Source organism: Desulforamulus reducens MI-1, from assembly GCF_000016165.1.
In the GTDB taxonomy this organism is placed as follows: Bacteria; Bacillota; Desulfotomaculia; order Desulfotomaculales; family Desulfotomaculaceae; genus Desulfotomaculum; species Desulfotomaculum reducens.
In genome coordinates, this window is sequence record NC_009253.1 from 1,819,115 (window position 1) to 1,841,452 (window position 22,338).

At 43.4% G+C, this 22,338-nt stretch carries 23 protein-coding genes; 19 read left to right on the forward strand and 4 right to left on the reverse strand.

Annotation, left to right across the window (positions count from 1 at the left end; genetic code table 11):
* Position 1 precedes the first annotated feature (1 nt).
* From ruvB to DRED_RS08975, 12 genes are all read left to right on the forward strand, one after another.
* Positions 2-1,036 (forward strand): Holliday junction branch migration DNA helicase RuvB, encoded by a 1,035-nt coding sequence (gene ruvB, locus DRED_RS08920; protein ID WP_011878005.1) that lies wholly within the window; start codon positions 2-4, stop codon positions 1,034-1,036.
* Between the two features lie 46 nt (positions 1,037-1,082).
* Positions 1,083-1,640 carry an epoxyqueuosine reductase QueH gene (locus DRED_RS08925; protein WP_011878006.1) on the forward strand — a complete coding sequence of 186 codons (558 nt, stop codon included), beginning with the start codon at positions 1,083-1,085 and terminating at the stop codon, positions 1,638-1,640.
* Positions 1,637-1,861, forward strand: a complete 225-nt coding sequence (locus tag DRED_RS08930; RefSeq protein WP_011878007.1) for a DUF2905 domain-containing protein — start codon at positions 1,637-1,639, stop codon at positions 1,859-1,861. The genes DRED_RS08925 and DRED_RS08930 overlap by 4 nt, the downstream gene beginning before the upstream one ends.
* A gap of 167 nt (positions 1,862-2,028) precedes the next feature.
* Positions 2,029-3,054, forward strand: coding sequence for a tRNA preQ1(34) S-adenosylmethionine ribosyltransferase-isomerase QueA (gene queA / locus DRED_RS08935; RefSeq protein ID WP_011878008.1), 1,026 nt, complete (start codon positions 2,029-2,031; stop codon positions 3,052-3,054).
* Between the two features lie 8 nt (positions 3,055-3,062).
* The gene (gene tgt / locus DRED_RS08940) at positions 3,063-4,175 is read left to right on the forward strand and encodes a tRNA guanosine(34) transglycosylase Tgt (RefSeq protein WP_011878009.1); all 1,113 of its coding nucleotides are present in this window, start codon (positions 3,063-3,065) and stop codon (positions 4,173-4,175) included.
* Positions 4,176-4,254: 79 nt separating this feature from the next.
* A complete protein-coding gene (gene yajC / locus DRED_RS08945; protein ID WP_011878010.1) occupies positions 4,255-4,536 on the forward strand; it encodes a preprotein translocase subunit YajC in 282 nt (93 codons plus the stop codon).
* A 190-nt stretch (positions 4,537-4,726) separates the two neighbouring features.
* Positions 4,727-5,389: an HD domain-containing protein gene (locus tag DRED_RS08950; protein ID WP_011878011.1), complete on the forward strand. Its 663-nt coding sequence runs from the start codon at positions 4,727-4,729 to the stop codon at positions 5,387-5,389.
* Between the two features lie 88 nt (positions 5,390-5,477).
* The gene (secD, locus tag DRED_RS08955) at positions 5,478-6,719 is read left to right on the forward strand and encodes a protein translocase subunit SecD (RefSeq protein ID WP_011878012.1); all 1,242 of its coding nucleotides are present in this window, start codon (positions 5,478-5,480) and stop codon (positions 6,717-6,719) included.
* Between the two features lie 5 nt (positions 6,720-6,724).
* Positions 6,725-7,603, forward strand: coding sequence for a protein translocase subunit SecF (gene secF / locus DRED_RS08960; RefSeq protein ID WP_011878013.1), 879 nt, complete (start codon positions 6,725-6,727; stop codon positions 7,601-7,603).
* Positions 7,604-7,666: 63 nt separating this feature from the next.
* Positions 7,667-7,969 (forward strand): ACT domain-containing protein, encoded by a 303-nt coding sequence (locus tag DRED_RS08965; RefSeq protein WP_011878014.1) that lies wholly within the window; start codon positions 7,667-7,669, stop codon positions 7,967-7,969.
* Between the two features lie 24 nt (positions 7,970-7,993).
* On the forward strand, positions 7,994-9,352 hold the full coding sequence (locus DRED_RS08970) for a PFL family protein (RefSeq protein WP_011878015.1): 1,359 nt from the start codon (positions 7,994-7,996) through the stop codon (positions 9,350-9,352).
* A 111-nt stretch (positions 9,353-9,463) separates the two neighbouring features.
* A complete protein-coding gene (locus tag DRED_RS08975) occupies positions 9,464-10,384 on the forward strand; it encodes an RluA family pseudouridine synthase (protein WP_011878016.1) in 921 nt (306 codons plus the stop codon).
* Between the two features lie 97 nt (positions 10,385-10,481).
* On the opposite strand, the gene DRED_RS08980 is transcribed toward DRED_RS08975, so the two are convergent.
* Positions 10,482-10,718: a hypothetical protein gene (locus tag DRED_RS08980; protein ID WP_041274548.1), complete on the reverse strand. Its 237-nt coding sequence runs from the start codon at positions 10,716-10,718 to the stop codon at positions 10,482-10,484.
* A gap of 295 nt (positions 10,719-11,013) precedes the next feature.
* On the opposite strand from DRED_RS08980, the gene DRED_RS08990 reads away from it, so the two are divergent.
* Positions 11,014-11,307: a DUF5665 domain-containing protein gene (locus DRED_RS08990; protein WP_011878017.1), complete on the forward strand. Its 294-nt coding sequence runs from the start codon at positions 11,014-11,016 to the stop codon at positions 11,305-11,307.
* A gap of 2 nt (positions 11,308-11,309) precedes the next feature.
* Here the strand turns inward: DRED_RS08990 and DRED_RS08995 are convergent, their stop codons facing one another.
* The 3 genes from DRED_RS08995 to DRED_RS09005 form a co-directional block, all read right to left on the reverse strand.
* Positions 11,310-11,765 carry a DUF441 domain-containing protein gene (locus tag DRED_RS08995; RefSeq protein WP_011878018.1) on the reverse strand — a complete coding sequence of 152 codons (456 nt, stop codon included), beginning with the start codon at positions 11,763-11,765 and terminating at the stop codon, positions 11,310-11,312.
* A 100-nt stretch (positions 11,766-11,865) separates the two neighbouring features.
* Positions 11,866-12,681: a phosphosulfolactate synthase gene (gene comA, locus DRED_RS09000; protein WP_011878019.1), complete on the reverse strand. Its 816-nt coding sequence runs from the start codon at positions 12,679-12,681 to the stop codon at positions 11,866-11,868.
* A gap of 137 nt (positions 12,682-12,818) precedes the next feature.
* Positions 12,819-14,243, reverse strand: coding sequence for an MFS transporter (locus tag DRED_RS09005; RefSeq protein WP_011878020.1), 1,425 nt, complete (start codon positions 14,241-14,243; stop codon positions 12,819-12,821).
* A 125-nt stretch (positions 14,244-14,368) separates the two neighbouring features.
* On the opposite strand from DRED_RS09005, the gene DRED_RS09010 reads away from it, so the two are divergent.
* From DRED_RS09010 to carB, 6 genes are all read left to right on the forward strand, one after another.
* A complete protein-coding gene (locus DRED_RS09010; protein ID WP_011878021.1) occupies positions 14,369-14,644 on the forward strand; it encodes a YqhV family protein in 276 nt (91 codons plus the stop codon).
* A gap of 244 nt (positions 14,645-14,888) precedes the next feature.
* On the forward strand, positions 14,889-15,446 hold the full coding sequence (gene pyrR, locus DRED_RS09015) for a bifunctional pyr operon transcriptional regulator/uracil phosphoribosyltransferase PyrR (protein WP_011878022.1): 558 nt from the start codon (positions 14,889-14,891) through the stop codon (positions 15,444-15,446).
* A gap of 263 nt (positions 15,447-15,709) precedes the next feature.
* On the forward strand, positions 15,710-16,648 hold the full coding sequence (locus DRED_RS09020) for an aspartate carbamoyltransferase catalytic subunit (RefSeq protein WP_011878023.1): 939 nt from the start codon (positions 15,710-15,712) through the stop codon (positions 16,646-16,648).
* Complete coding sequence (locus DRED_RS09025) at positions 16,632-17,915, forward strand: dihydroorotase (RefSeq protein WP_011878024.1); 1,284 nt, start codon at positions 16,632-16,634, stop codon at positions 17,913-17,915. The genes DRED_RS09020 and DRED_RS09025 overlap by 17 nt, the downstream gene beginning before the upstream one ends.
* 73 nt (positions 17,916-17,988) lie before the next feature.
* Positions 17,989-19,068, forward strand: a complete 1,080-nt coding sequence (gene carA / locus DRED_RS09030; RefSeq protein ID WP_011878025.1) for a glutamine-hydrolyzing carbamoyl-phosphate synthase small subunit — start codon at positions 17,989-17,991, stop codon at positions 19,066-19,068.
* Between the two features lie 13 nt (positions 19,069-19,081).
* Entirely contained in the window at positions 19,082-22,297 is a 3,216-nt protein-coding gene (gene carB, locus DRED_RS09035) for a carbamoyl-phosphate synthase large subunit (RefSeq protein WP_011878026.1), read from the forward strand.
* Positions 22,298-22,338 lie beyond the last annotated feature (41 nt).

Sequence of the window (22,338 nt, forward strand, 5' to 3'; positions counted from 1 at the left end):
TATGTCTGATCGGTTAATATCTGCCACGGCTCAGTCAGAAGATAATGATTTGGAGCTTAGTTTGCGGCCCCGTAGGTTAAGTGAATATATCGGCCAACAGAAGGCCAAGGAGACCATTTCTATCTTTGTCGAAGCAGCTCGACAAAGGGGGGAACCCTTGGACCATGTTTTGCTGTTTGGACCCCCTGGTTTAGGGAAAACTACTTTAAGTAATATTATTGCCAATGAAATGGCAGTGAATATTCGTACTACATCTGGACCGGCCATTGAAAGACAAGGGGATTTGGCAGCCATTTTAACAAATTTGGCCCCCGGAGACGTGTTATTTATTGATGAAATTCACCGCTTAAGCAAGGCAGTGGAGGAGATATTATATCCTGCCATGGAAGACTTTGCCCTTGACATCGTATTGGGTAAAGGCCCTGGGGCCCGTTCCATCCGCTTAGATTTGCCTAAATTTACATTAATAGGGGCCACCACACGGGCGGGTATGCTGGCATCTCCCTTGCGAGACCGTTTTGGGATTATTAGTCGATTGGAATTTTACAACAACGAAGATTTAACAAGGATTGTAACCCGGGCTGCTGATATTTTAAAGGTGGTCATTGACAGATCTGGGGCAGAGGAAATAGCTCGTCGGTCTCGGGGGACTCCTAGGGTAGCAAATCGGTTGCTGAAACGAGTTAGAGATTATGCCCAGGTGAGAGCCCAGGGTGATATCACCGCGGATGTAGCTGCGGAGGCACTGGAATTCTTTGAAGTGGACCCCCTGGGATTGGATCATACAGACCGTCGCTTACTCAGCAGCATTATCGAAAAATTTAACGGTGGACCAGTGGGGTTAGATACCATTGCAGCTGCCATCAGTGAAGAAACAGATACCGTGGAAGATGTTTTAGAACCCTTTCTAATGCAAATGGGATTAATAACCAGAACTCCTAGGGGACGGGTTGTTACTCCCCAGGCATACAAGCATTTGGGGATTCCTATGAATCGTGAGACCCAGAAAGGACTCGAGCAAAATTCTCTTTTTTAATCAGAGGGCTTTGGGTTTATAAAAAATACAATTATGGTGATTAATAATGAAAAAATTGCTACTTCATACATGTTGTGGACCCTGCGCAATCCATCCTTTAGATGAATTACGTAGCAAGGGCTTTGAGGTATTCGGCCTTTTTTACAATCCCAATATTCATCCCTATACTGAATTTAAAAAGCGCAGGGATCAGTTAGAGGAATATGCCCAGCAGCAAAATTGGAAAGTTATCTTTGACGAGGAATATCGGCTGGATGAATACTTACATGAGGTGATTCACCGGGAAACCAAGCGTTGCCAATTGTGTTACAACATGCGTCTTAAGAAAGCGGCTCAAATGGCAAAGAAAGGTAATTTTGATGCTTTTAGCACCACTCTTTTAGTAAGCCCTTTTCAAAAACATGATTTAATTAGAGAACTGGGGGAAAATTTGGCTGAACAATATGGTGTACCTTTTTATTATCAAGATTTTCGTCCGGGGTATAAAGAGGCCACGATTAAATCCAAGGAATTAGAAATGTATCGTCAGCAATACTGTGGCTGCATCTACAGCGAAAGAGACCGGTATTATAGACCTGTTAAGAAAAAGGTGGGAGAAAGGTGACACCCTTTGAGTCCATAGCAAAAATGCTAATTTTTGCAGGTATTAGCATAGCCATTTTGGGAGGAATGCTACTGATTGTGGGCAAAATTCCTGGCATTGGCAAATTGCCAGGAGATATTTTCGTTCGGAAAGGTAACTTTACCTTTTATTTCCCAGTGGTCACATCAATCCTGTTAAGTATTCTTCTTACGTTTATTATCAACCTTTTCTTTCGACGGTAAATCATGAGATATACTTATTAAAATGATAGAAGGAAATGGTAAAAACTTGTCGAATATTATTTTTTGTGTATTTTTTCCAAGTTCATGTTGACCAAGGGTTATAGTTATCTTGTTATTAAGAAATACTATTACTTAGATATGCCAAGCTAAACAAAGGAGTCTATAGATTGCAGCTATCGGATTTTGATTTTGAACTACCTGAGGAGTTAATTGCTCAAGAACCCATTAAGCAAAGGGATCAATCCAGACTTATGATTGTTCACAGGGATATTGATCGAACAGAGCATAAAACATTCAAAGATCTATTACAATATTTACAGCCTGGGGATGTGCTGGTAATGAATGACAGTAAAGTTTTACCAGCCCGTATTTATGGTGAGAAAGTTTCAACCGGTGCCAAAATAGAAGTTTTACTTTTACGTCAGATATCAGCCAACCAATGGGAAACCCTGGTTAAACCTGGTAAAAGGGCAAAAATAGGGGAGATTTTGGACTTCGGTTCTGGCAAAATGAAAGGAAAAATTGTTGACCATACCGATGTGGGTGGCCGTGTAATAGAATTTAGTTGTCAAGAACCTTTTTTACAAGTATTGGAGCAGATTGGATCAATGCCTCTTCCTCCCTATATAAAGAAGCCATTGACGGACAAACAACGTTACCAGACGGTTTATGCTCGGCAAGAGGGGTCTGCTGCTGCACCCACCGCCGGGCTTCATTTTACCCGTGAGCTATTAGAGGAGATAAGAAACAGGGGAGTCAGCATCGTAACTGTGTTACTCCACGTTGGCCTGGGGACTTTCCGTCCGGTTCAGGTTGAGGACGTAACCAGTCACAGAATGCATGAGGAATATTATGAAATAACGCCTCAGGCTGCCGAAGAGATTAATCAGGCAAAGCTTCGGGGTGGGCGTGTTATCGCAGTGGGTACCACAAGTGTTCGTTGTTTGGAAACTTCTTCAAATGAAGCAGGACAAGTATTACCGGGATCCGGTTTTACGGATATATTTATCTACCCAGGTTATCAATTTAAAGTGATTGAAGGATTAGTTACAAATTTTCACCTGCCTAAGTCAAGTCTGCTTATGTTAATAAGTGCCTTGGCGGGAAGGGAAAAAATATTAAAGGCATACCAACAGGCTGTAACAGAGCAATATCGTTTCTTTAGTTTTGGCGATGCCATGTTAATCATCTAGGAGGAACTATGCCAGTTAAAATTAAGATAGAAAAGAAAGAAAAACATACAAGGGCCAGGCTTGGCAAGTTAACTACTCCCCATGGTGAGGTAGAAACACCCATTTTTATGCCAGTGGGGACCCAAGCAACCGTAAAGACCATGACCCCCGAGGAGGTAAAGGAAACTGGCGGTCGATTAGTTTTAAGCAATACCTATCACCTTTACTTACGTCCCGGCCACGACCTGGTAAAAGAAGCCGGCGGTCTTCATAAATTTATGAACTGGGATGGTCCGATCCTTACAGATAGTGGAGGCTTTCAGGTATTTAGTTTAGGACCCCTGAGGACCATTACGGAAGAGGGCGTAGAGTTCAGGTCACATATAGATGGTTCAAAACATTTCTTTACACCGGAAAAGGTTATGGAGATTGAGCAGGCTCTAGGCGCAGATATAGCAATGGCCTTTGACGAATGTGCACCCTATCCCTGTGAGAAAGAGTATGCAGTGGCAGCTTTGGAGCGTACCACCCGTTGGGCTGAACGCTGTAAAAGGGTTCATAAGAGAGAAGATCAAGCTTTGTTTGGGATTATTCAGGGGGGTGTTTTCCCTGATCTTCGTGAACGAAGTGCCAAAGAATTGCTGGCAATGGATTTTCCCGGATATGGCATCGGAGGTCTTTCTGTTGGAGAGCCCAAGGAATTGATGTACGAAGTCCTTGATCAGCTTATGCCCATTATGCCGGAAGACAAGCCACGGTATCTAATGGGGGTGGGTTCGCCGGATTGCTTAATTGAAGGGGTTGTGCGAGGCGTTGATATGTTCGACTGTGTACTCCCCACCAGAATCGCCCGAAATGGTACTGTATTCACCCATAATGGAAAGCTTACTGTACGAAATGCTGAATATGCCAGGGACTTTAGGCCCATGGATCAGCAATGTGATTGCTACGCATGTCGCAACTACTCCCGGGCATATATAAGACACCTGATTAAAACCGATGAAATTCTGGGTATTCGATTAACAACCATCCACAATTTGCATTTTATTCAACATTTAATGCAGAACATCCGTCAAGCAATCCGTGAGGATCGGTTATTAGAATACAGAGAAGATTTTTTGAAAGTTTTTAATGCAGGGTAAATTTTCTTTGTTTGGCAGGGAAATACTTTTAAATAAAGAAACATATATAGTGTGAAAATGCAGAAAGGAGGTTCTCATATTGAATTTAGGTCCGCAATCAGCTTCAATAATTTATATTGTTGCCTTATTTGCTATCCTTTACTTCTTAATGATAAGACCCCAACAAAAAAGACAGAAGCAGCATGCTGCCATGATAAAAGCACTGAATGTTGGTGACAACATTGTAACAGTGGGTGGGTTACTGGGTTCTGTAATTAAGATTAAAGAGACTACAGTTGTTGTACGGGTGGCGGATAAAGTAAATATAGAAATTTTAAAAAATGCCATAGCCCAAGTTACCGAAAAAAAAGCCGAAGAATAAAACACAAAGAAGTATGGCAGAAAATATTAGTTTTTAAAGAGGTATTAAATAGAAAGAATAGAGTAGGCATGTCCTACTCTATTTTAGTATAGCGAAAAAATAAAACTTTTCCGATATACGCAAGGGATTTTATCTGCTTTGAGCAGAGTAGATAAAATCCCATACTACCAATTTAGGGAGTGGTTTATAGGTGAGCATAACTCTGGAAGATGTAAAGGCAAATCCCATTGTGGATTCTTGTATTCGCAAAGGAAATGAATACCTTGGAGTTATGGGTTTTACCGAACACAGTTACAGACATATTAATTTAGTTTCCAGCATTGCCCGTAACATCCTGGAGAAACTGGGTCGACCCAAAAGAGAATGTGAACTGGCCGCCATTGCTGGTTATATGCATGATGTTGGCAATGTCATTAGCCGCAATGATCACGGTATTTCCGGGGCCAATATTGCTTTCAACCTTCTTTTAAATATGGGTATGCCACCGGATGAAGTTTGTACAGTGGCTTCAGCCATTGCAAACCACGAAGAACAGTACGGTTATCCAGTCAACGCTGTGTCTGCAGCACTAATAGTAGCGGATAAGTCTGATGTACACCGTTCTCGGGTACGAAATCAAGATTTTGCCACCTTTGACATACATGACCGTGTTAATTACGCTGCCTCCCATGCCTTTGTATATGTCAATGATGATAAGCATACGATTACCATGGAGCTAAATATTGATATCGAAATATGTCCCGTTATGGAATATTTTGAGATATTTTTAAGCAGAATGATTCTTTGTCGAAGGGCGGCCAACTACTTGGGGTGTAACTTTGAGCTAGTAATCAACGGTGCAAAGTTGCTATAAACTGAATATTGCCTTAATTGACAGGAATTTTTTGCAGGTATATAATTATTTTTGTTTATTTGTAGTATAAAAGGGGGAAAACCTGGAGATGAAATGGGACAGGGTACTCAGACTGTTTGCAGTAGTCATTGCTGTAGTCGTCATTGCTGTTTTTAGTGTGCAGCCCATCTTCCCGAATGTAAAATGGCTACCGCTGACAAAAGAAATACCTTTAGGTCTCGATCTGCAAGGGGGCGTTCATGTAGCATTGGAGGCCCATGATACAGAACAGGCAAAAGTAAACGATGAGAATATGAAGCAACTGCTGGAAGCCATTGAACGCCGTGTCAATGCCTTTGGTGTTTCGGAACCCATTGTTCAGCAAGAGGGAGACCGGCGTATTATTGTAGAATTAGCTGGTATTAAAGACCCGGATCAAGCTGTTCGAGATATTGTAAAGACTGCATTTCTTGAATTCAAGACCGAGGATGGCAAGACAATTCTTACAGGGGCAGATTTAAAGAATGCTGTGGAATCCAGCGATCCTGTTACCAATGTGGTGGAAGTAGGCTTGGAGTTTAACAAAGAGGGAACCCAAAAGTTCGCCGAGGCCACCAGTGCAAATGTGGGTAAACGTATTGCCATTATTTTGGATGGCAATGTATTACAAACTCCCGTTGTGAACGAACCCATTACCGGTGGAAAGGCTAGAATTACAGGCTATGCAAATCTAGAAGAAGCCCATACCATTGCTGTACTTCTTAAATCTGGTGCGTTGCCCTTAAAGACAGAGGTAATCGAAAAAAGAACTGTGGGTCCAAGCCTAGGGGCTGATTCCTTAAGCAAATCTATTAAGGCAGCAGCCGTTGGCTTAATTGCAATTTTGATTTTTATGTTGGGCTATTATCGTTTGCCCGGCATGGTGGCCAACTTTGCATTGGTGGTCTATGGGGTAATTGTAATAGCAATTTTTGCAGCCATGCATGTGGTTTTAACGTTACCTGGTATTGCAGCCTTTGTACTCTCCATGGGTATGGCAGTGGATGCTAATGTTATCATTTTTGAACGTATAAAAGAAGAACTCAAGAGTGGTAAAAGTTTGCGTTCTTCCATTGAATCAGGCTTTAAGAGAGCCTTTGTGGCAGTTCTTGACTCAAACGTCACAACCCTAATTGCTGCGGCAGTTCTTTTCTACTTTGGATCTGGTCCCATTAAGAGTTTTGCTGTGGCCCTTTCGGTGGGTATTCTAACTAGTATGTTTACAGCCATTACCTTTACCCGGTGGGTGCTGCATTTAACGGCAAGCACTGGCATTAAAAATACCAAATTATACGGTGCGCAGGGGAGGTAGATAACATGTTTCATATTATAAAAAAACGCAAAATATATTATATTATCTCCCTGGCCATTATCCTCATCGGGATGGTTTCACTGCTAACCAAGGGCTTAAACCTTGGCATCGATTTCACTGGAGGCAACATCGTTGAGTTGCAGTTTAAAAAATCGGTAACAGCAGAGTCTGTACGTGCTGTATTAGCTGAGTACAAGCTAGCAGATAGCAAAGTACAAACCAGTGGAGAAAATACCTATTTAATTCGTACCCATGCTTTAACACAGGAAGAAAGTGATAAAGCCTTTAACGCAATAAGTGAAAAATTGGGTGGGGCCACTGTTCTCAGAAATGAGTTGGTGGGTCCTGTGATTGGTAAGGAATTAACTAGGCAAGCAATCTTGGCTCTGGCCATTGCTTCTGTATTAATGATTCTCTATATTACCTGGCGTTTTGAATTTCTCCAGGGTATATCTGCCATTGGTGCACTTCTACACGATGTGTTAGTAATGGTGGGTATGGCATCCCTGTTGCAAATTGAAATTGACAGCACCTTTGTGGCGGCAGTTCTAACCATCATTGGTTATTCCATTAACGATACCATTGTTATCTTTGACCGAATTCGGGAAAACATGAGGAAAAGCCGTAAAGAGGATCTGGCGGATTTGGTCAACAAATCCCTTTGGCAAACCATGGCCCGGTCCATTAACACGGTGTTAACGGTGGTCTTTGTGCTGGTTGCATTACTGTTATTTGGTGGAAGCACCATTCATAACTTTGTGTCGTTACTGTTGATTGGTGTTATTAGTGGTGCCTACTCTTCCATCTTTAACGCCAGCCCGGTTTGGTTTGACTTGAGACGGATTCAGAAGGAACGCAAGGCTTCTGCAAAAGCCACTGCATAAAACAAAATATGCGCGGGGATAGAACCTCGCGCATATTTTTTACCTAAAAAGAGGAGGAAGAATATGTTAGAAAATCTTGTAAGAAAACAAACGGGTAACCGTATTATCGTTACTGTAATAGGTCAAGATAGGGTTGGTATTATAGCAAAGGTATCCAATATTTTAGCCACCCATCAAGTTAATATTTTGGACATCAGCCAAACCATTATGCAAGAGTTTTTTGCCATGGTTCTTATTGCAGATATGGAGAAAAGTGATTTGGACCTAGAGACAATCAAAGAGAAACTTAGTATCCTAGGACAGGAATTAGGCGTAAAGATTGAAGCACAGCATGAAGATGTATTTCGTTATATGCATAGGATTTAAAGAAGGGTGCTACAGGAGGATAAAATGTACAGTATAAATGAAGTTTTAGAAACCATCCGCATGGTCCAAGAAGAAAATCTGGATATTCGGACCATTACAATGGGAATCAGTCTGCGGGATTGTGCGGACGCCAACGCAGCGAAAGCCTGTCAAAGGATCTATGATAAGATTACAACCCAAGCAGCCAATTTGGTGAAAGCCGGGGAAGAAATAGAACGTGAATATGGTATCCCTATTATCAATAAACGGATTTCTGTTACCCCTATCTCTTTGGTTGCTGAAAGCAGCGATGCCAATAATTATACTCCCTTTGCAGAGGCCATGGATCGAGCTGCCAAGGAAGTGGGTGTAAACTTCATTGGGGGATTCTCTGCCTTAGTACATAAGGGATTTACAAAGGGTGACCGCATATTAATCAATTCCATACCGGAAGCTCTAGCTACGACGGAAAGGGTCTGCTCATCGGTTAATGTGGGTTCTACCAAGGACGGCATCAATATGGATGCTGTGTACCGTATGGGCCAGGTGGTTAAGGAATGTGCAGAGAGAACTGCCGATAAAGATGGTTTAGCCTGTGCCAAATTGGTGGTATTTTGCAATGTACCCGAGGACAATCCATTTATGGCCGGCGCCTTTCATGGCATTGGTGAGGCAGAGTGTGTCATTAACGTAGGTGTTAGTGGACCAGGTGTGGTTAAAAATGCTGTGGAGAAGGTAAAGGGAACTGATTTCGGAACTCTGGCAGAAACAGTTAAAAAGACAGCCTTTAAAATCACCCGCATGGGCGAATTGGTAGGTCGCGCTGCTGCTAAAAAACTAGGCGTACCCTTTGGTATTGTGGACCTGTCCTTGGCTCCGACACCGGCGGTGGGGGACAGTGTGGCCGAAGTACTGGAGGCCATGGGACTGGAGTGCTGTGGTACCCATGGCACAACGGCGGCCCTCGCCCTTTTAAACGATGCAGTGAAAAAAGGGGGGGCAATGGCGTCTTCCTATGTGGGCGGCTTATCCGGTGCCTTTATTCCCTTAAGCGAAGATGCTGGTATGATCCGGGCAGCGGAATGTGGAATACTAACCTTGGAAAAACTAGAGGCCATGACCTGTGTTTGCTCGGTGGGTCTTGATATGATTGCCATTCCAGGCGATACCACAGCGGAAACCCTCGCTGCCATTATTGCCGATGAAATGGCCATAGGTATGGTTAATTTTAAAACCACAGCGGTTCGAATTATTCCTGCCCCGGGTAAAACAGTGGGAGACCGTGTGGAGTTTGGCGGTTTACTGGGCCATGCACCGATTATACCTGTTAAACAAGCAGGTGCCCAAGAATTTGTGACCAGAGGCGGTCGAATCCCAGCGCCCATTCAAAGTTTGAAAAACTAAGTGACAATATAAATTGCTGAAAGGGCTTTTTAACAACCTGTTGGTATTAAAAAGCCCTTATGCATATCGAATACTTAAAAACTCTATTTTTTATCCTGAGGTGTTATTTTAGTGGAATCATATACCTATATCGTAGATGGGGAAAATGCAAAATGCAGGTTAGATGTCTTTCTGGCCAATCAATGTCAGGATATAAGCCGGTCCTATATACAAAAATTAATTGAAGATGGTTTGGTTACGGTGGATGGGAAACCAGCCAGAGCCAACCATAAATTGCGGGTAGAAGAAACCATCCATATGCAAATCCCTCCTGCCGAAGAATTAAAGGTTGAACCGGAAAACATCCCACTGGATATTTATTATGAGGATAGCCATGTGATTGTGGTGAACAAGCCCCGGGGCATGGTTGTTCATCCAGCAGAGGGAAATATCGCCGGAACATTGGTGAACGCCCTTTTATACCATTGTCACGATTTGTCCGGCATTAATGGGATCATGCGACCGGGTATCGTCCACCGCTTAGATAAGGATACTTCCGGGTTAATTATGGCGGCAAAACATGATCAGGCCCATCAAAGCCTGGCCCGGCAGTTAAAGGATAGAACTGTTACGAGGCGTTATCAGGCTTTGGTTCACCATAACATTAAAGGGGATTTTGGCACTATCAATGCACCCATAGGACGTGACCCTAGAGATAGACAAAAAATGGCTGTGGTTGAACGAAATTCTAAGAATGCAGTAACCCATTTTCAGGTCTTAGAACGATTTGGAGACTATACATTAATAGAATGTCGATTAGAGACAGGCAGGACACACCAAATAAGGGTTCACATGGCCTATATTGGATTTCCTCTGGTGGGAGATCCCAAATATGGACCTTCTAAATCACACTTTCATTTGGATGGACAACTGCTTCATGCGAAGGTGCTTGGTTTTCTGCACCCGGTTTCTGGAGAATATCTAGAATTTATAGCTCCTTTACCAGATGTTTTTGAGAATGTACTAGTCAAACTACGAGGTGCAAAAAATTAAAGTACCTGGAGTTAGTCTTTAGTAGAGATATGACCCCAGGTACTTTATTAACTTTCAACTTTAAATAAGGAAACATTTCTAAGAATAGCCCGAGGATCTATTTTTTACCGCCCAATAGTGCGGGAGCCAACATTTTTACACCACCCAGAGAGTAGCGGTATTTTAATGGAACAAATTCTTTAAGCCAGGAAGCTAATGACCCTTTAATTCTTAACTTTCTTATTTCCCCTAGGCCCCTGCCGCGTCCTATGGATATAAGGGTGCCAAGGGTAGAAGGGTAGTAAATCCTTTTTTTATGTCCCTGAATATCAGCAAAAATATTATAAGCTGCCACCTCCCCCAACCACAAAGGTTAAAGGCCATTTAAGATGCGATTTGGTAGGGATCTTGGATGCTTGATGAAAAATATTTAAAATTCTTTTTCGTAGTATGTCCAGGGAACTGTATAAGCTTCGTAAGGACATGCTGTTTTCCTTTAGCCCAGGGATGTTATAATACTCAGGTTCACTGCCTGTTTTTGTTATTTTAGCCCTGTCCTCTAAATTTAATACTATAATAATAAGGGAAAAGTTTTTTGCCCTGCATATAAAAAACGCCCCCGGTAAAACTAATTTGAGGAGGCGTTTTTTATGGAACAAGCTAATCAGGGGTTGTTTTCTTTACAAAAAAGAATAGATCTTTTGGCCAAGAACATGGAGAAAATGAAGCTGGCAGAATACATTGAACTGCTTGGGGATACCAAGCGCCTCTTGTGGGTGAATTTTATTTCAGGTATTGCCAGAGGGCTTGGAATTGCAGTGGGTTTTACAATTTTGGGAGCAATTTTACTGTTTTTTTTGCAAAAGCTAGTAGTGTTGAATTTACCTGTGATAGGTGGTTTTATTGCCCAGGTTGTTCAAATGGTACAGATAAAAATGTATTAGTGTTAATGGAACCAATTTAATACTTCGATAAAGAGTGCCGCTACTCCGGCAGCCATTAAGGGTCCCACCGGTTGACCGTTAAAAAAAATAATGCCGATTACGGACCCTACAATTAACCCAAAAATAATGCTAGGATCAATCTGCATCAACTTTAAGCCTTCGCTGTTTAGATGGGTTGCCAATATACCACCAACGATGGATAAAAAACCGGGAAGAGAAGATACATTATAAAGGAGATCCCTTGTGGTTACCCTGTCAGTTGCAATGGGCACTAAGATTGAAAGCAGTAAAAACAGTAAGCCCAATTCCAAGCCATGGGTTTCCAAATAAGGAAAAAGAAAATCCATTTTACTAAATTGAACAATTAATAAAACACTGGCGCAAATGGCAATGAGATTTGATTGGGCCACTAAGCCAATTAGTAGCAAAATTACCATGGTCATTTCTCCGGAATACATTACGATAGCTCCTTTTAATGGACAGGTTTTATTACAATATATGCGACCATAGTAAAGACTAGCACGATTAAATAAACCGCAGCCAGCCTAGCCCCATTCCTTATTTAGGTTTTTTCTGAAGGATAGCCTTTAAGGTGTCTGCCCTAAGACCCACCCGCAGGGCTTCTAAGGCCAGAACCTCATGGGGATTTATGTTACCAAAGTTAACATTGGGGCCAAATCGAATAATTAACTCCTGTTGTTGATCTTTTATCGGGGCTTCCCAGATTAAGCAAGTGGGGTCCCCAATGCTATGAACCAATTCTTCTAAATCAGACTGGATTAAATTACCTTCCTTATCATAGAGTCCCACAGCTTTACCAGACTCCCGACCTTCAACTATAACGTGAGCTGCTCCAAGGGATAAGTCATGGTTAACTAACTGAACTATTTCTTTAATCTCAAAGTCATCATTGGGATCTTTTTTGCCAACCTCCGACAATACTTTAAAACCCATATCCACAGCGGCGGTAATTGCTTCTGCACGTAAATCTAACGGCAAATCAATGGTACCGTCTGAGACTTCGATAGCGGTAAATCCAAAGTCCCTAGCCGTTGTCAAATATTGCTTTAGTTTGTCCTGAAGGATGGCCACTTCTAAAAAGGTACCACCGGGATAGATATCTACGCCGTGGGAACGAACCAAGTGAATCTTTTCTTCTAACATATTATTTTCGTACAAAGCTGAAGTACCAAACCCAAGTTTAAAAAAGTCAATATAACCTCCTGCCAAATTAAGAAGATCGCGGGTTTCACCTAAACCTAGCCCTTTATCGATGATCATGGTTAAGCCAGCAGTACGTGGCTTATTCATTCGGTTACCCAATGGGAATTGGAGTAGTTCCTGCCAGGTTTTTTTTCCCCCACCAGTGGTCATTTGCTAACAGCTCCTTTCACGGGTCCGTTACTGCGGAACCGTCCGACACCTCCTCCTTTTGTTACCCATGATAGAGCGAGGAATTAAGTATACCCTGAATTTAATTTATGCCAAGTGACACTGAGTGGTCACTGTTTTTAGGACTCGCCAGTATTTACCTGTCCAACCTCATTTATCCTTTCTTTTTTCATTTGGGGCATAGGTTTACGGACGATTAAATTTGATTCTGGGTGCCAAGCTAAGGACTTGTAGGCTATGAACGGTTGTTTTACCGGCATAATCAGAGTTTGTTTTGATTGCTTTTGCTTGGACGAATCATAGTTGTTACCTTGCGAAGTTTGAATTGCTTTTACTTTAATAAAGAAAAAAGCTAAAACAGCAGATATTACAGCAAGGCTGGCCGAGGCCCAAAACATCATATCGGAACCCTTTTCCACCAGCCAGCCAAACAAAGGCGGCCCTGCAGCAACACCAAGAAAACGAACACTACCATAGAGGGAGGTTACTAAGCCGCGTTCATCCTTATTGGTGGAACTGGTAATTAATGTATTTAAGCAGGGGAGTACTAAACCGGTACCAATACCGGCAACGGAAATGCCGGCAAAAAAGATGTAGACATTGTTAAAAAGAGGAAGTGTAACCAGGGAAGCACCGATTAAACCATGTCCAATAACCACTAGCCACTTCATTAGTTTGATTTTCTTTTTAATTAACGCCCCAGTAACATATGAAGTAGTACTCATGAATAAAACAGGGATAGCAAGGGCGGCACCTTTAATGACCCCATCAAGTCCGAATTTTTTTTCGAGATAGTCAGACAAAAAGAATAATACGCCAAATAAAATCAATAGGGCTGCAGAACCGGCAAAGAAGCTTGTTAAAAGCAAAGGTGATTTTTTTTTGAAAATATTTTTAATGGAACCCACATACTCATTTACTTTCTTGGGCTGCTTATTGGTTTCTGGTTCCTTGCAAATAAACCATACTCCCAGAATAACTACCGCAATGACAACGGGGAAGAAAAAGAAAATGTACCACCATGCTATTAAACCAATAAGTGCTCCTAAAATAGGACTGGCCACTTTACCTAAACCGTTGGATGCTTCAATAACACCTAAGGATTTAGCCCTTTCTTTTCCTTTCCATAGATCCCCGCAGAAGGCCATGGCAATGGGAGCCGTACCTGCAGCCCCGATACCTTGCAAAATACGACCACCCAAGATCCAAGGAAAAGCATTTTCTTTGAAAATAAGTGCCGCAGCACCTGCCAGAAGGCCACCCAGTCCATATAAAAAGAGTCCAGGGATAATGATTTTTTTTCTGCCAAAACGATCAGATAAAAATCCAGCAAAGGGAATTACAAGTCCGGCTGGTACTGAAAACAATGTAATAATTAAGCTTATTTGCATCTGAGAAACATTTAAGGACTTTGCCATTTGCGGAAGAACAGGAATTAACATGGAATTTCCAAGGACCATGATTAGAGGCACTCCGGCCAAAGCGGCCAGGGTATATTTATTCACCTTATTTTCTTGAATGTCAGTTGATGCAGCTTGTGACAAGAGAATCACGTCCTTTTTTGATAAGTAGGCAAAGGGTATTTTGTCTCCAAATTATTTTTAATATGCATTTCATGAGATGACTCTGCATATTTAAGTAAGGGAAAAAGTAGTAGCGGAGGGATTATATGTTTTTCGTTACTGACAAGATTGTTTTTGCCATGGCCATGCTGCGATGCATATCTGCCAGTATTGAGCTATCAGCGGCATTTTTTATGTTAAAATATGGCAAGGTAGAAACTGCTTTGAAAATAAACGCACTCCTAGCCCTGGTTGGTCCATCGGTAATGATATTGGTTATGACCCTTGGGTTGGTCGGCTTAGCAGGAAAGGTTTCCCTAAGTAAATTAGGAATTATATTTGCAGGAGTTGCTTTGATATTTTATGGCATAAGCCGACCTTAGATTGAGGTAGTTTGTTCGTTATTTATTTATCCTTTGGTTGACAGAGCTACCAACCAATGATAAACTTAGTTTCGATAAGAGATCCTTTAATTTGGTCCAGAGAGGCCGGTAAGGATATAGCTGCTCATTCAGAGTTAAACTATAGCTTACCGGTAACGGTAAGCTATTTTTAGCATATCAGAAGATGTTGTACATTTCACTCAAGCTAATTGTTCTAAGCTTTATTATTAGGAGGTGGCTGTTTATGAATGAGCTGGATTTAAAAGAAAAGGCTCAGATACTTGATGATAAAGGTATGAGGAGAGCAATGGTCCGCATAGCCCATGAGGTTATTGAACGTAATAAAGGTGTGGACAATCTCGTCTTAATCGGTATTCGACGTCGCGGTGTACCTTTAGCCCAACGTCTAGCCAAGTATATAAACGATATAGAGGGAACGGCTGTACCAGTGGGGATTCTAGATATTACTCTATATCGGGATGACTTAACAACACTGGCTAACCAACCCCAGGTTCATCAGACAGAAGTTACCTTTTCTATTACAGGTAAAAAAGTAGTGTTGGTGGATGATGTTCTTTATACAGGTCGTACCGTAAGGGCTGCCCTAGATGCAATTATGGATCTAGGAAGACCGGAAGTTGTACAACTGGCGGTTTTAATTGATCGTGGGCACAAAGAAATTCCCATTCGGGCAGATTACGTAGGAAAAAATGTGCCGACCTCTCGTAAGGAAGTTATTTCTGTACGTTTAACAGAAATTGATAAAGAAGAAAGAGTTGTTATTCTAGAAGGAATTGAATAAAGAATACCTGATAGGTACCTTTAAATACGGTCCAGAGAGGCCGGCAAGGTTTATTATCCCCAGAGAGGGGAATCAGGCTAAGAAAACCCAACGGGGATTAAGCCAATTTTGCCGGCCTCAACTAGGTATATGTATCTAGTTGAGGCTTTTGTATTGTTAGGAACGGGTTGTCCTGGAAAAAACTATATCTGAGAGAATAACTAAAGCAATTGCATGTAATTTTAACAAAGGGCCAATTTGTTGTTTTTAGGGGGGCTGAGAATATGTTTTGGCAAAGAAAGGATTTACTGGGCCTGAGGTATTTGACACCGGAAGAAATCAATTTAATTCTTGATACAGCAGTCCCAATGAAAGAAATCATCGGTCGTAAAATTAAAAAGACCCCTACTCTGCGGGGTAGGAGCATGGTGACCCTGTTTTATGAGAATAGCACAAGGACCAGATCCTCCTTTGATTTAGCAGGTAAATTTCTTAGTGCTGACACGGTGGGGTTAACTGCTTCCAGCAGTTCTGTGGCTAAGGGAGAGAGCCTGCGAGATACAGGACTAACTTTGACAGCCATGGGTGTTGATGTGGTGGTTATGCGGCATCCTGCCAGTGGTGCTGCAGAATACCTTGCTAAGTGTATTCCGGCGGCTGTGATCAACGCTGGGGATGGCACTCACGAGCATCCAACCCAGGCATTACTGGATATGTTTACCATCAGGGAAAAGAAAGGCAGCATGGCCGGACTAAAGGTAGTCATTGTAGGAGATATCCTGCACAGCCGAGTGGCTAGGTCCAATATTTGGGGTTTAACAAAAATGGGGGCTGAGGTAAGGGTGGTGGGACCCATTACCTTGATGCCCAAGGACATAGAGAAAATGGGCGTTAAGGTTTATCACCGCCTGGAGGATGCCCTGGAAGGGGCCGATGTAGTTAACGTACTGCGCATCCAGTTAGAAAGGCAACAGCAGGGGCTTTTCCCCTCCCTTCGGGAATACAGCAGGCTCTATGGAATTAACCAAAAGAGACTTGAATTAACGGCTTCTGATGCCATCATTCTACACCCGGGACCCATGAATCGGGGAGTTGAAATCGAACATCAAGTGGCCTATGGGAATCGCTCGTTCATAAATGAGCAAGTAACAAACGGAGTGGCGGTGCGTATGGCGCTGTTATATCTGTTAACAGGGGGTGAATATCATGCGTTATCTAATTAAAGGTGGCATCGTGGTGGATCCGGTGGCAGATACCTTAACCTGCACAGATATTTTAGTGGAAGAGGGAATGATTAAAGAAATCGGCCAATTAAGTGATTCAGAGGCAGAAGTGATTGCTGCGGAGGGAAACTATGTTTGTCCTGGCTTCATGGATATGCACGTTCATTTGCGGGAGCCAGGTTACGAATATAAAGAAGACATCGTTAGTGGGACTAGAGCTGCAGCCATGGGAGGCTTCACTTCAGTGGCCTGTATGCCAAATACCAATCCTGTGGCAGACAATGCAGCTATTATAAGCCATGTTTTAGCTAAAGCACGTAATGCGGCTGCCAGGGTTTTTCCCATTGGTGCTTTAACCAAGGGATCCCTGGGCAAGGAACTAACTGAGATGGCTGATTTAAAGGGTGCCGGTGCGGTGGCTCTTTCTGATGACGGCATGCCAGTGATGAATGCTGATATTATGCTTAGGGTTATGCAATACGCCTCTATGCTGGAAATGACAGTAATCTCCCATTGTGAGGATAACAAACTGTCTGAGGGAGGCCAAATGCACGAGGGTGCAGTTTCAGCAATGTTGGGTCTGAAAGGCATTCCATCACTGGCCGAGGAGATTATGGTAGCTAGGGATATCCTGCTGTCGGAATACACAGGGTGTAGGCTTCACTTGGCCCATATCAGTACCGAGGGCAGCGTAAGGTTGGTACGACAGGCCAAAGAAAGGGGAGTGCCGGTAACGGCTGAAGCAACGCCCCATCATTTTACTCTGACCGAAGAGGCTGTCCAAGGGTATAGCACAAATGCCAAGGTGAATCCCCCCTTACGCAGACAAACAGATGTAGAAGCAATTAAGGAAGGACTGCGTGATGGTACCATAGATGTGATCGCCACAGACCACGCGCCCCATGCTTACCACGAAAAGGATGTAGAATTTCAATATGCCCCCAATGGTATGATCGGGTTGGAAACGGCAGTGGGCTTAATCTTTACTCAATTGGTTCAACCAGGTATTCTGACGGTTCCCCAGGCTGTGGCAAAACTCACCTGCAATCCCCACAGAGTTTTAGGTCTTTCGGGAGGACGCTTGCTGCCGGGAACACCAGCTAATATAACAATCATTGACCCCAAGCTAAGCGAAGTGGTTGACCCAACAAAGCTACTCAGCAAGAGCAAGAATACTCCCTTTGGCCGCTGGAAATTAACAGGCCTGCCGGTATTAACAATGAAAGATGGACTATTAGTTATGCGAGATAGACAACTCCTAGAATAAAGGTACTAGATAAACATGCAATATGGTGTATAATTATACATTATTAAACTATATGACGGAGGTGTCTGGCATAATGGAAGCTTATTTAGTTTTAGAAGATGGAACTGTTTTTACAGGCAAAGGATTTGGAGCCACCGGGGAGCAGTGGGGTGAAGTAGTATTTAATACCGGCATGACCGGTTATCAAGAAGTTTTAACAGATCCATCCTACTGCGGACAAATCGTGGTGATGACCTATCCTCTGATTGGCAATTACGGTATCAATAAAGACGATTTTGAAGCGAAGAGTTCCTTTGTAAGAGGTTTTGTGGTTAAAGAAGAGTGCGACCGTCCCAGCAACTGGCGGGTTAGCAACAAAATACAAGAATTCTTGGCCAGAGAGGGTGTTCTGGGGATAGCTGGCATTGACACCAGAGCTCTCACCAGGCGTATACGAAACCACGGAACCATGCGGGGAATTATCAGTACCCAGGCCATGGATCCCCAAGAACTTGTGGCAAGGGCAAAAAACTGTCCACAAATATCTGGACAGGAGCTAGTACCTACAGTGGCCACCAAAGAGATCTATACTGTGCCGGGCGACGGACACAGGGTGCTTTTGATTGATTTCGGGGCCAAGGCTAATATTGTTCGGTGCCTGAACAACAGAAAATGCGAAGTCATTGTGGTACCACCTACCACAACAGCAAAGGATATCTTGGCTTTAAATCCAGAGGGCATTATGCTCTCCAATGGACCGGGAGATCCCACCGATGTTCCCTATGCAGTTGAGATAGTTCGAGATCTCATTGGCAAAGTACCTATTTTTGGTATATGTTTGGGCCATCAGATATTAGGATTAGCTGTGGGAGCAAAAACATATAAATTAAAGTTCGGACATAGGGGTGCCAATCATCCTGTTAAGGATTTAGAAAGCGGTCGTGTCTATATAACATCGCAAAATCACGGTTATGCGGTGGCTAAGGATTCCCTGCCAACAGATATGGAAGTAACCCATATTAATTTGAATGACAATACAGTGGAGGGTATGCGCCATTTGAATCTGCCGGTTTTCTCTGTGCAGTACCACCCCGAGGCTGCACCCGGACCGATGGACTCTGAGTATTTGTTTGAAAATTTTCTCGACAACATGAAAAAATATACAGCAGTATGAGGGAGGGTAATCCATGCCCAAAAAGCAGGGGATTAAAAAAGTTTTGGTAATAGGTTCTGGCCCCATCGTCATTGGCCAGGCAGCTGAATTTGATTATGCGGGAACTCAAGCCTGCCGTTCATTAAAAGAAGAGGGACTGGAAGTAATACTGGTTAACTCTAATCCAGCCACCATTATGACCGATGCCAATATGGCTGATAAAGTATTTATTGAACCTTTAACACCGGAGTTTGTCACCCGTGTCATACGGCAAGAAAAACCGGACGGTTTATTACCAACTCTGGGGGGACAGGTTGGCCTAAACATCGCATTGCAACTGGCCGAGCAGGGAGTTTTGGATGAAGAGGAAGTTCTTTTACTGGGAACTCCCTTGGATGCCATCCGTAAGGCTGAAGACAGGGAAATGTTTAAACTCATGATGGAACAAATTGCTGAACCGGTTCCGGAAAGCACCATTGTTTGTTCGGTTTGGGAAGCAGTGGAGTTTGCTGATGACATTGGATATCCGGTCATTGTGCGTCCAGCCTATACGCTGGGTGGTACCGGCGGCGGGATAGCCAAAAACCAGGAAGAACTCAAGGCGGTTGCCATTCGGGGCTTAAAACATAGTTTAATTGGACAGATTTTAGTTGAACGCAGTGTGGCTGGTTGGAAAGAAATTGAGTATGAAGTAATACGGGACAGTGCTGATAATTGTATTACAGTTTGTAATATGGAGAATTTTGATCCAGTGGGTGTTCACACCGGTGATAGCATTGTGGTGGCACCCTCTCAGACCCTCAGTGACCGAGAGTACCAGATGCTTCGCAGTGCATCATTAAAGATCATACGTTCCCTTGGCATAGAAGGTGGTTGCAATGTGCAGTTTGCATTGGACCCACATAGTTACCAATATTATGTAATAGAAGTGAATCCCCGGGTCTCCCGCTCCTCGGCACTGGCTTCCAAAGCAACGGGTTATCCCATTGCCAAGGTGGCCAGTAAAATTGCCATTGGTTTGACACTGGACGAAATTCGTAATTCGGTAACAGGGAAAACCTATGCTTGTTTTGAACCCACCCTAGACTATGTGGTGCTAAAGTTTCCCCGCTGGCCCTTTGACAAATTTACCGATGCCGACCGTACCCTAGGTACACAAATGAAGGCCACTGGTGAAGTCATGTCCATAGACAGAACCTTTGAGGCTGCCTTAATGAAGGCCATCCGTTCGTTGGAAGTGGGAATCCACGGTTTGCAATTGCCAGAATTAGCGGGTTTATCAGAACCAGAGCTGATAGCAAAGTTAATAAAGGCCGAAGATCAACGGCTGTTTGCCATTGTAGAGTATTTTCGACGGGGTGGTAGCGTTCAGCGGGTTGCTGAATTAACTTCCATTGATGTTTTCTTCCTGGAAAAGATTTATCATGCCCTGGCCTTTGAAAAGCAGCTTGCGGCTGAGGGTAAAACAAAACTGGGTAAAGATACCTTGTTGATTGCAAAAAGAATGGGGTTATCGGATCAATACATTGGTTGGCTGGCGGGAATGACGGAGGCCCAGGTAAGGGGATTAAGGCAGAGCTTTGGCCTTGAGCCGGTCTACAAAATGGTAGACACCTGTGCTGCTGAGTTTGAGGCCGCAACACCCTATTACTACTCTTGTTACGAAACCGAGAATGAAGCCCAGCCCACCAATAGAAATAAAATAGTTGTTTTGGGTTCCGGTCCCATTCGGATTGGCCAGGGCATTGAGTTTGACTATTGTTCGGTTCATTCCGTGTGGGCCTTAAAAGAAGAGGGCATCGAAGCCATAACAATTAACAATAACCCGGAGACGGTGAGCACAGATTTTGACACTTCCGACCGACTATATTTTGAACCTCTGGTAGCAGAAGATGTGATGAACATTTTGGAAAAAGAAAATCCCCTGGGAGTTATTGTCCAATTTGGTGGACAGACTGCCATCAATCTGGCAAAACCTCTGGAAAAAGCAGGTTATCAAATTTTGGGAACTTCTGTGGATGCCATAGATATTGCCGAAGATAGGGAGCGCTTTGATAAACTGTTGGTAGACTTAGATATACCAAAACCGCCGGGAAGGACTGCCTATTCCCTGCAAGAGGCAACCGCCATTGCCGGGGAAATCGGATTCCCGGTACTGGTACGACCCTCCTATGTACTGGGAGGACGGGCCATGGAGATTGTCTATTCCCAAGAAGAACTTCATGCCTATATGGAAAGGGCTGTAAAGGTAACCCCGGATCACCCGGTTTTGGTGGATCACTATATGGTGGGCAAGGAATTTGAGGTGGATGCCATTTCTGATGGCAAAACCGTGTTGATTCCAGGAATTATGGAGCATATAGAACGGGCAGGCGTTCATTCCGGTGACAGTATCTCGGTTTATCCAGCCCAAACCCTAACACCTACCCAGATTGAACAAATGGTAAGTTATACAGAGCGTTTAGCCCGGGCCTTGGGCGTTAAGGGGTTGGTGAACATCCAGTATGTTCTCCACGAAGGACAGATCTATGTCATTGAGGTAAACCCCCGCTCCAGCCGTACTGTACCCTACCTAAGCAAAGTAACGGGTGTTCCCATGGTGAACCTTGCTACCAAATGTGCAATGGGTAAAACCTTGGCAGAAATGGGTTATCCAGGAGGTCTGCTGCCGGAAACAGGTCTGGTGGCTGTAAAAGCACCTGTGTTCTCCTTTGGCAAACTGTTAAATGTAGATGTATCCCTGGGCCCTGAAATGAAGTCTACCGGCGAGGTGCTGGGGGTGGATCGTCACTTCTCGGTGGCCTTATATAAAGCTTTAATGGCCGCAGGAACAAGCTTTCCAAAACAGGGAACAGTTCTTGCCACCATTGCGGACCGTGATAAAGAAGAATCCCTAGCAGTAATTCAAGGACTGGTGGAGTTGGGATATACAGTGTGCGCCACCAAGGGTACGGCGGCATTTCTGCAACAACATAGCATTGAGGTTAAAGAGGTCAATAAGGTAGGCGAAGGCGGAGAAACCATTGTTGATCTAATTAAAGCAGGCAGCATCAACCTGGTAATTAATACCATTAGTCGAGGGAAGGAACCCCAGAGGGATGGTTTTAAGATCCGAAGATCTGCAGTGGAACATGGTATTCCATGTTTAACCTCCATGGACACTGCCTGGGCCATGTTGGAAGTGCTTTACGGAATACAGGAAGGTGAAGTGCCAGATTTAATTCCTCTCCAGAATTACATGAACAAATAGAGAAATCCTTGCCAATTTTGGCGAAAAAAGAGTAAACTTAA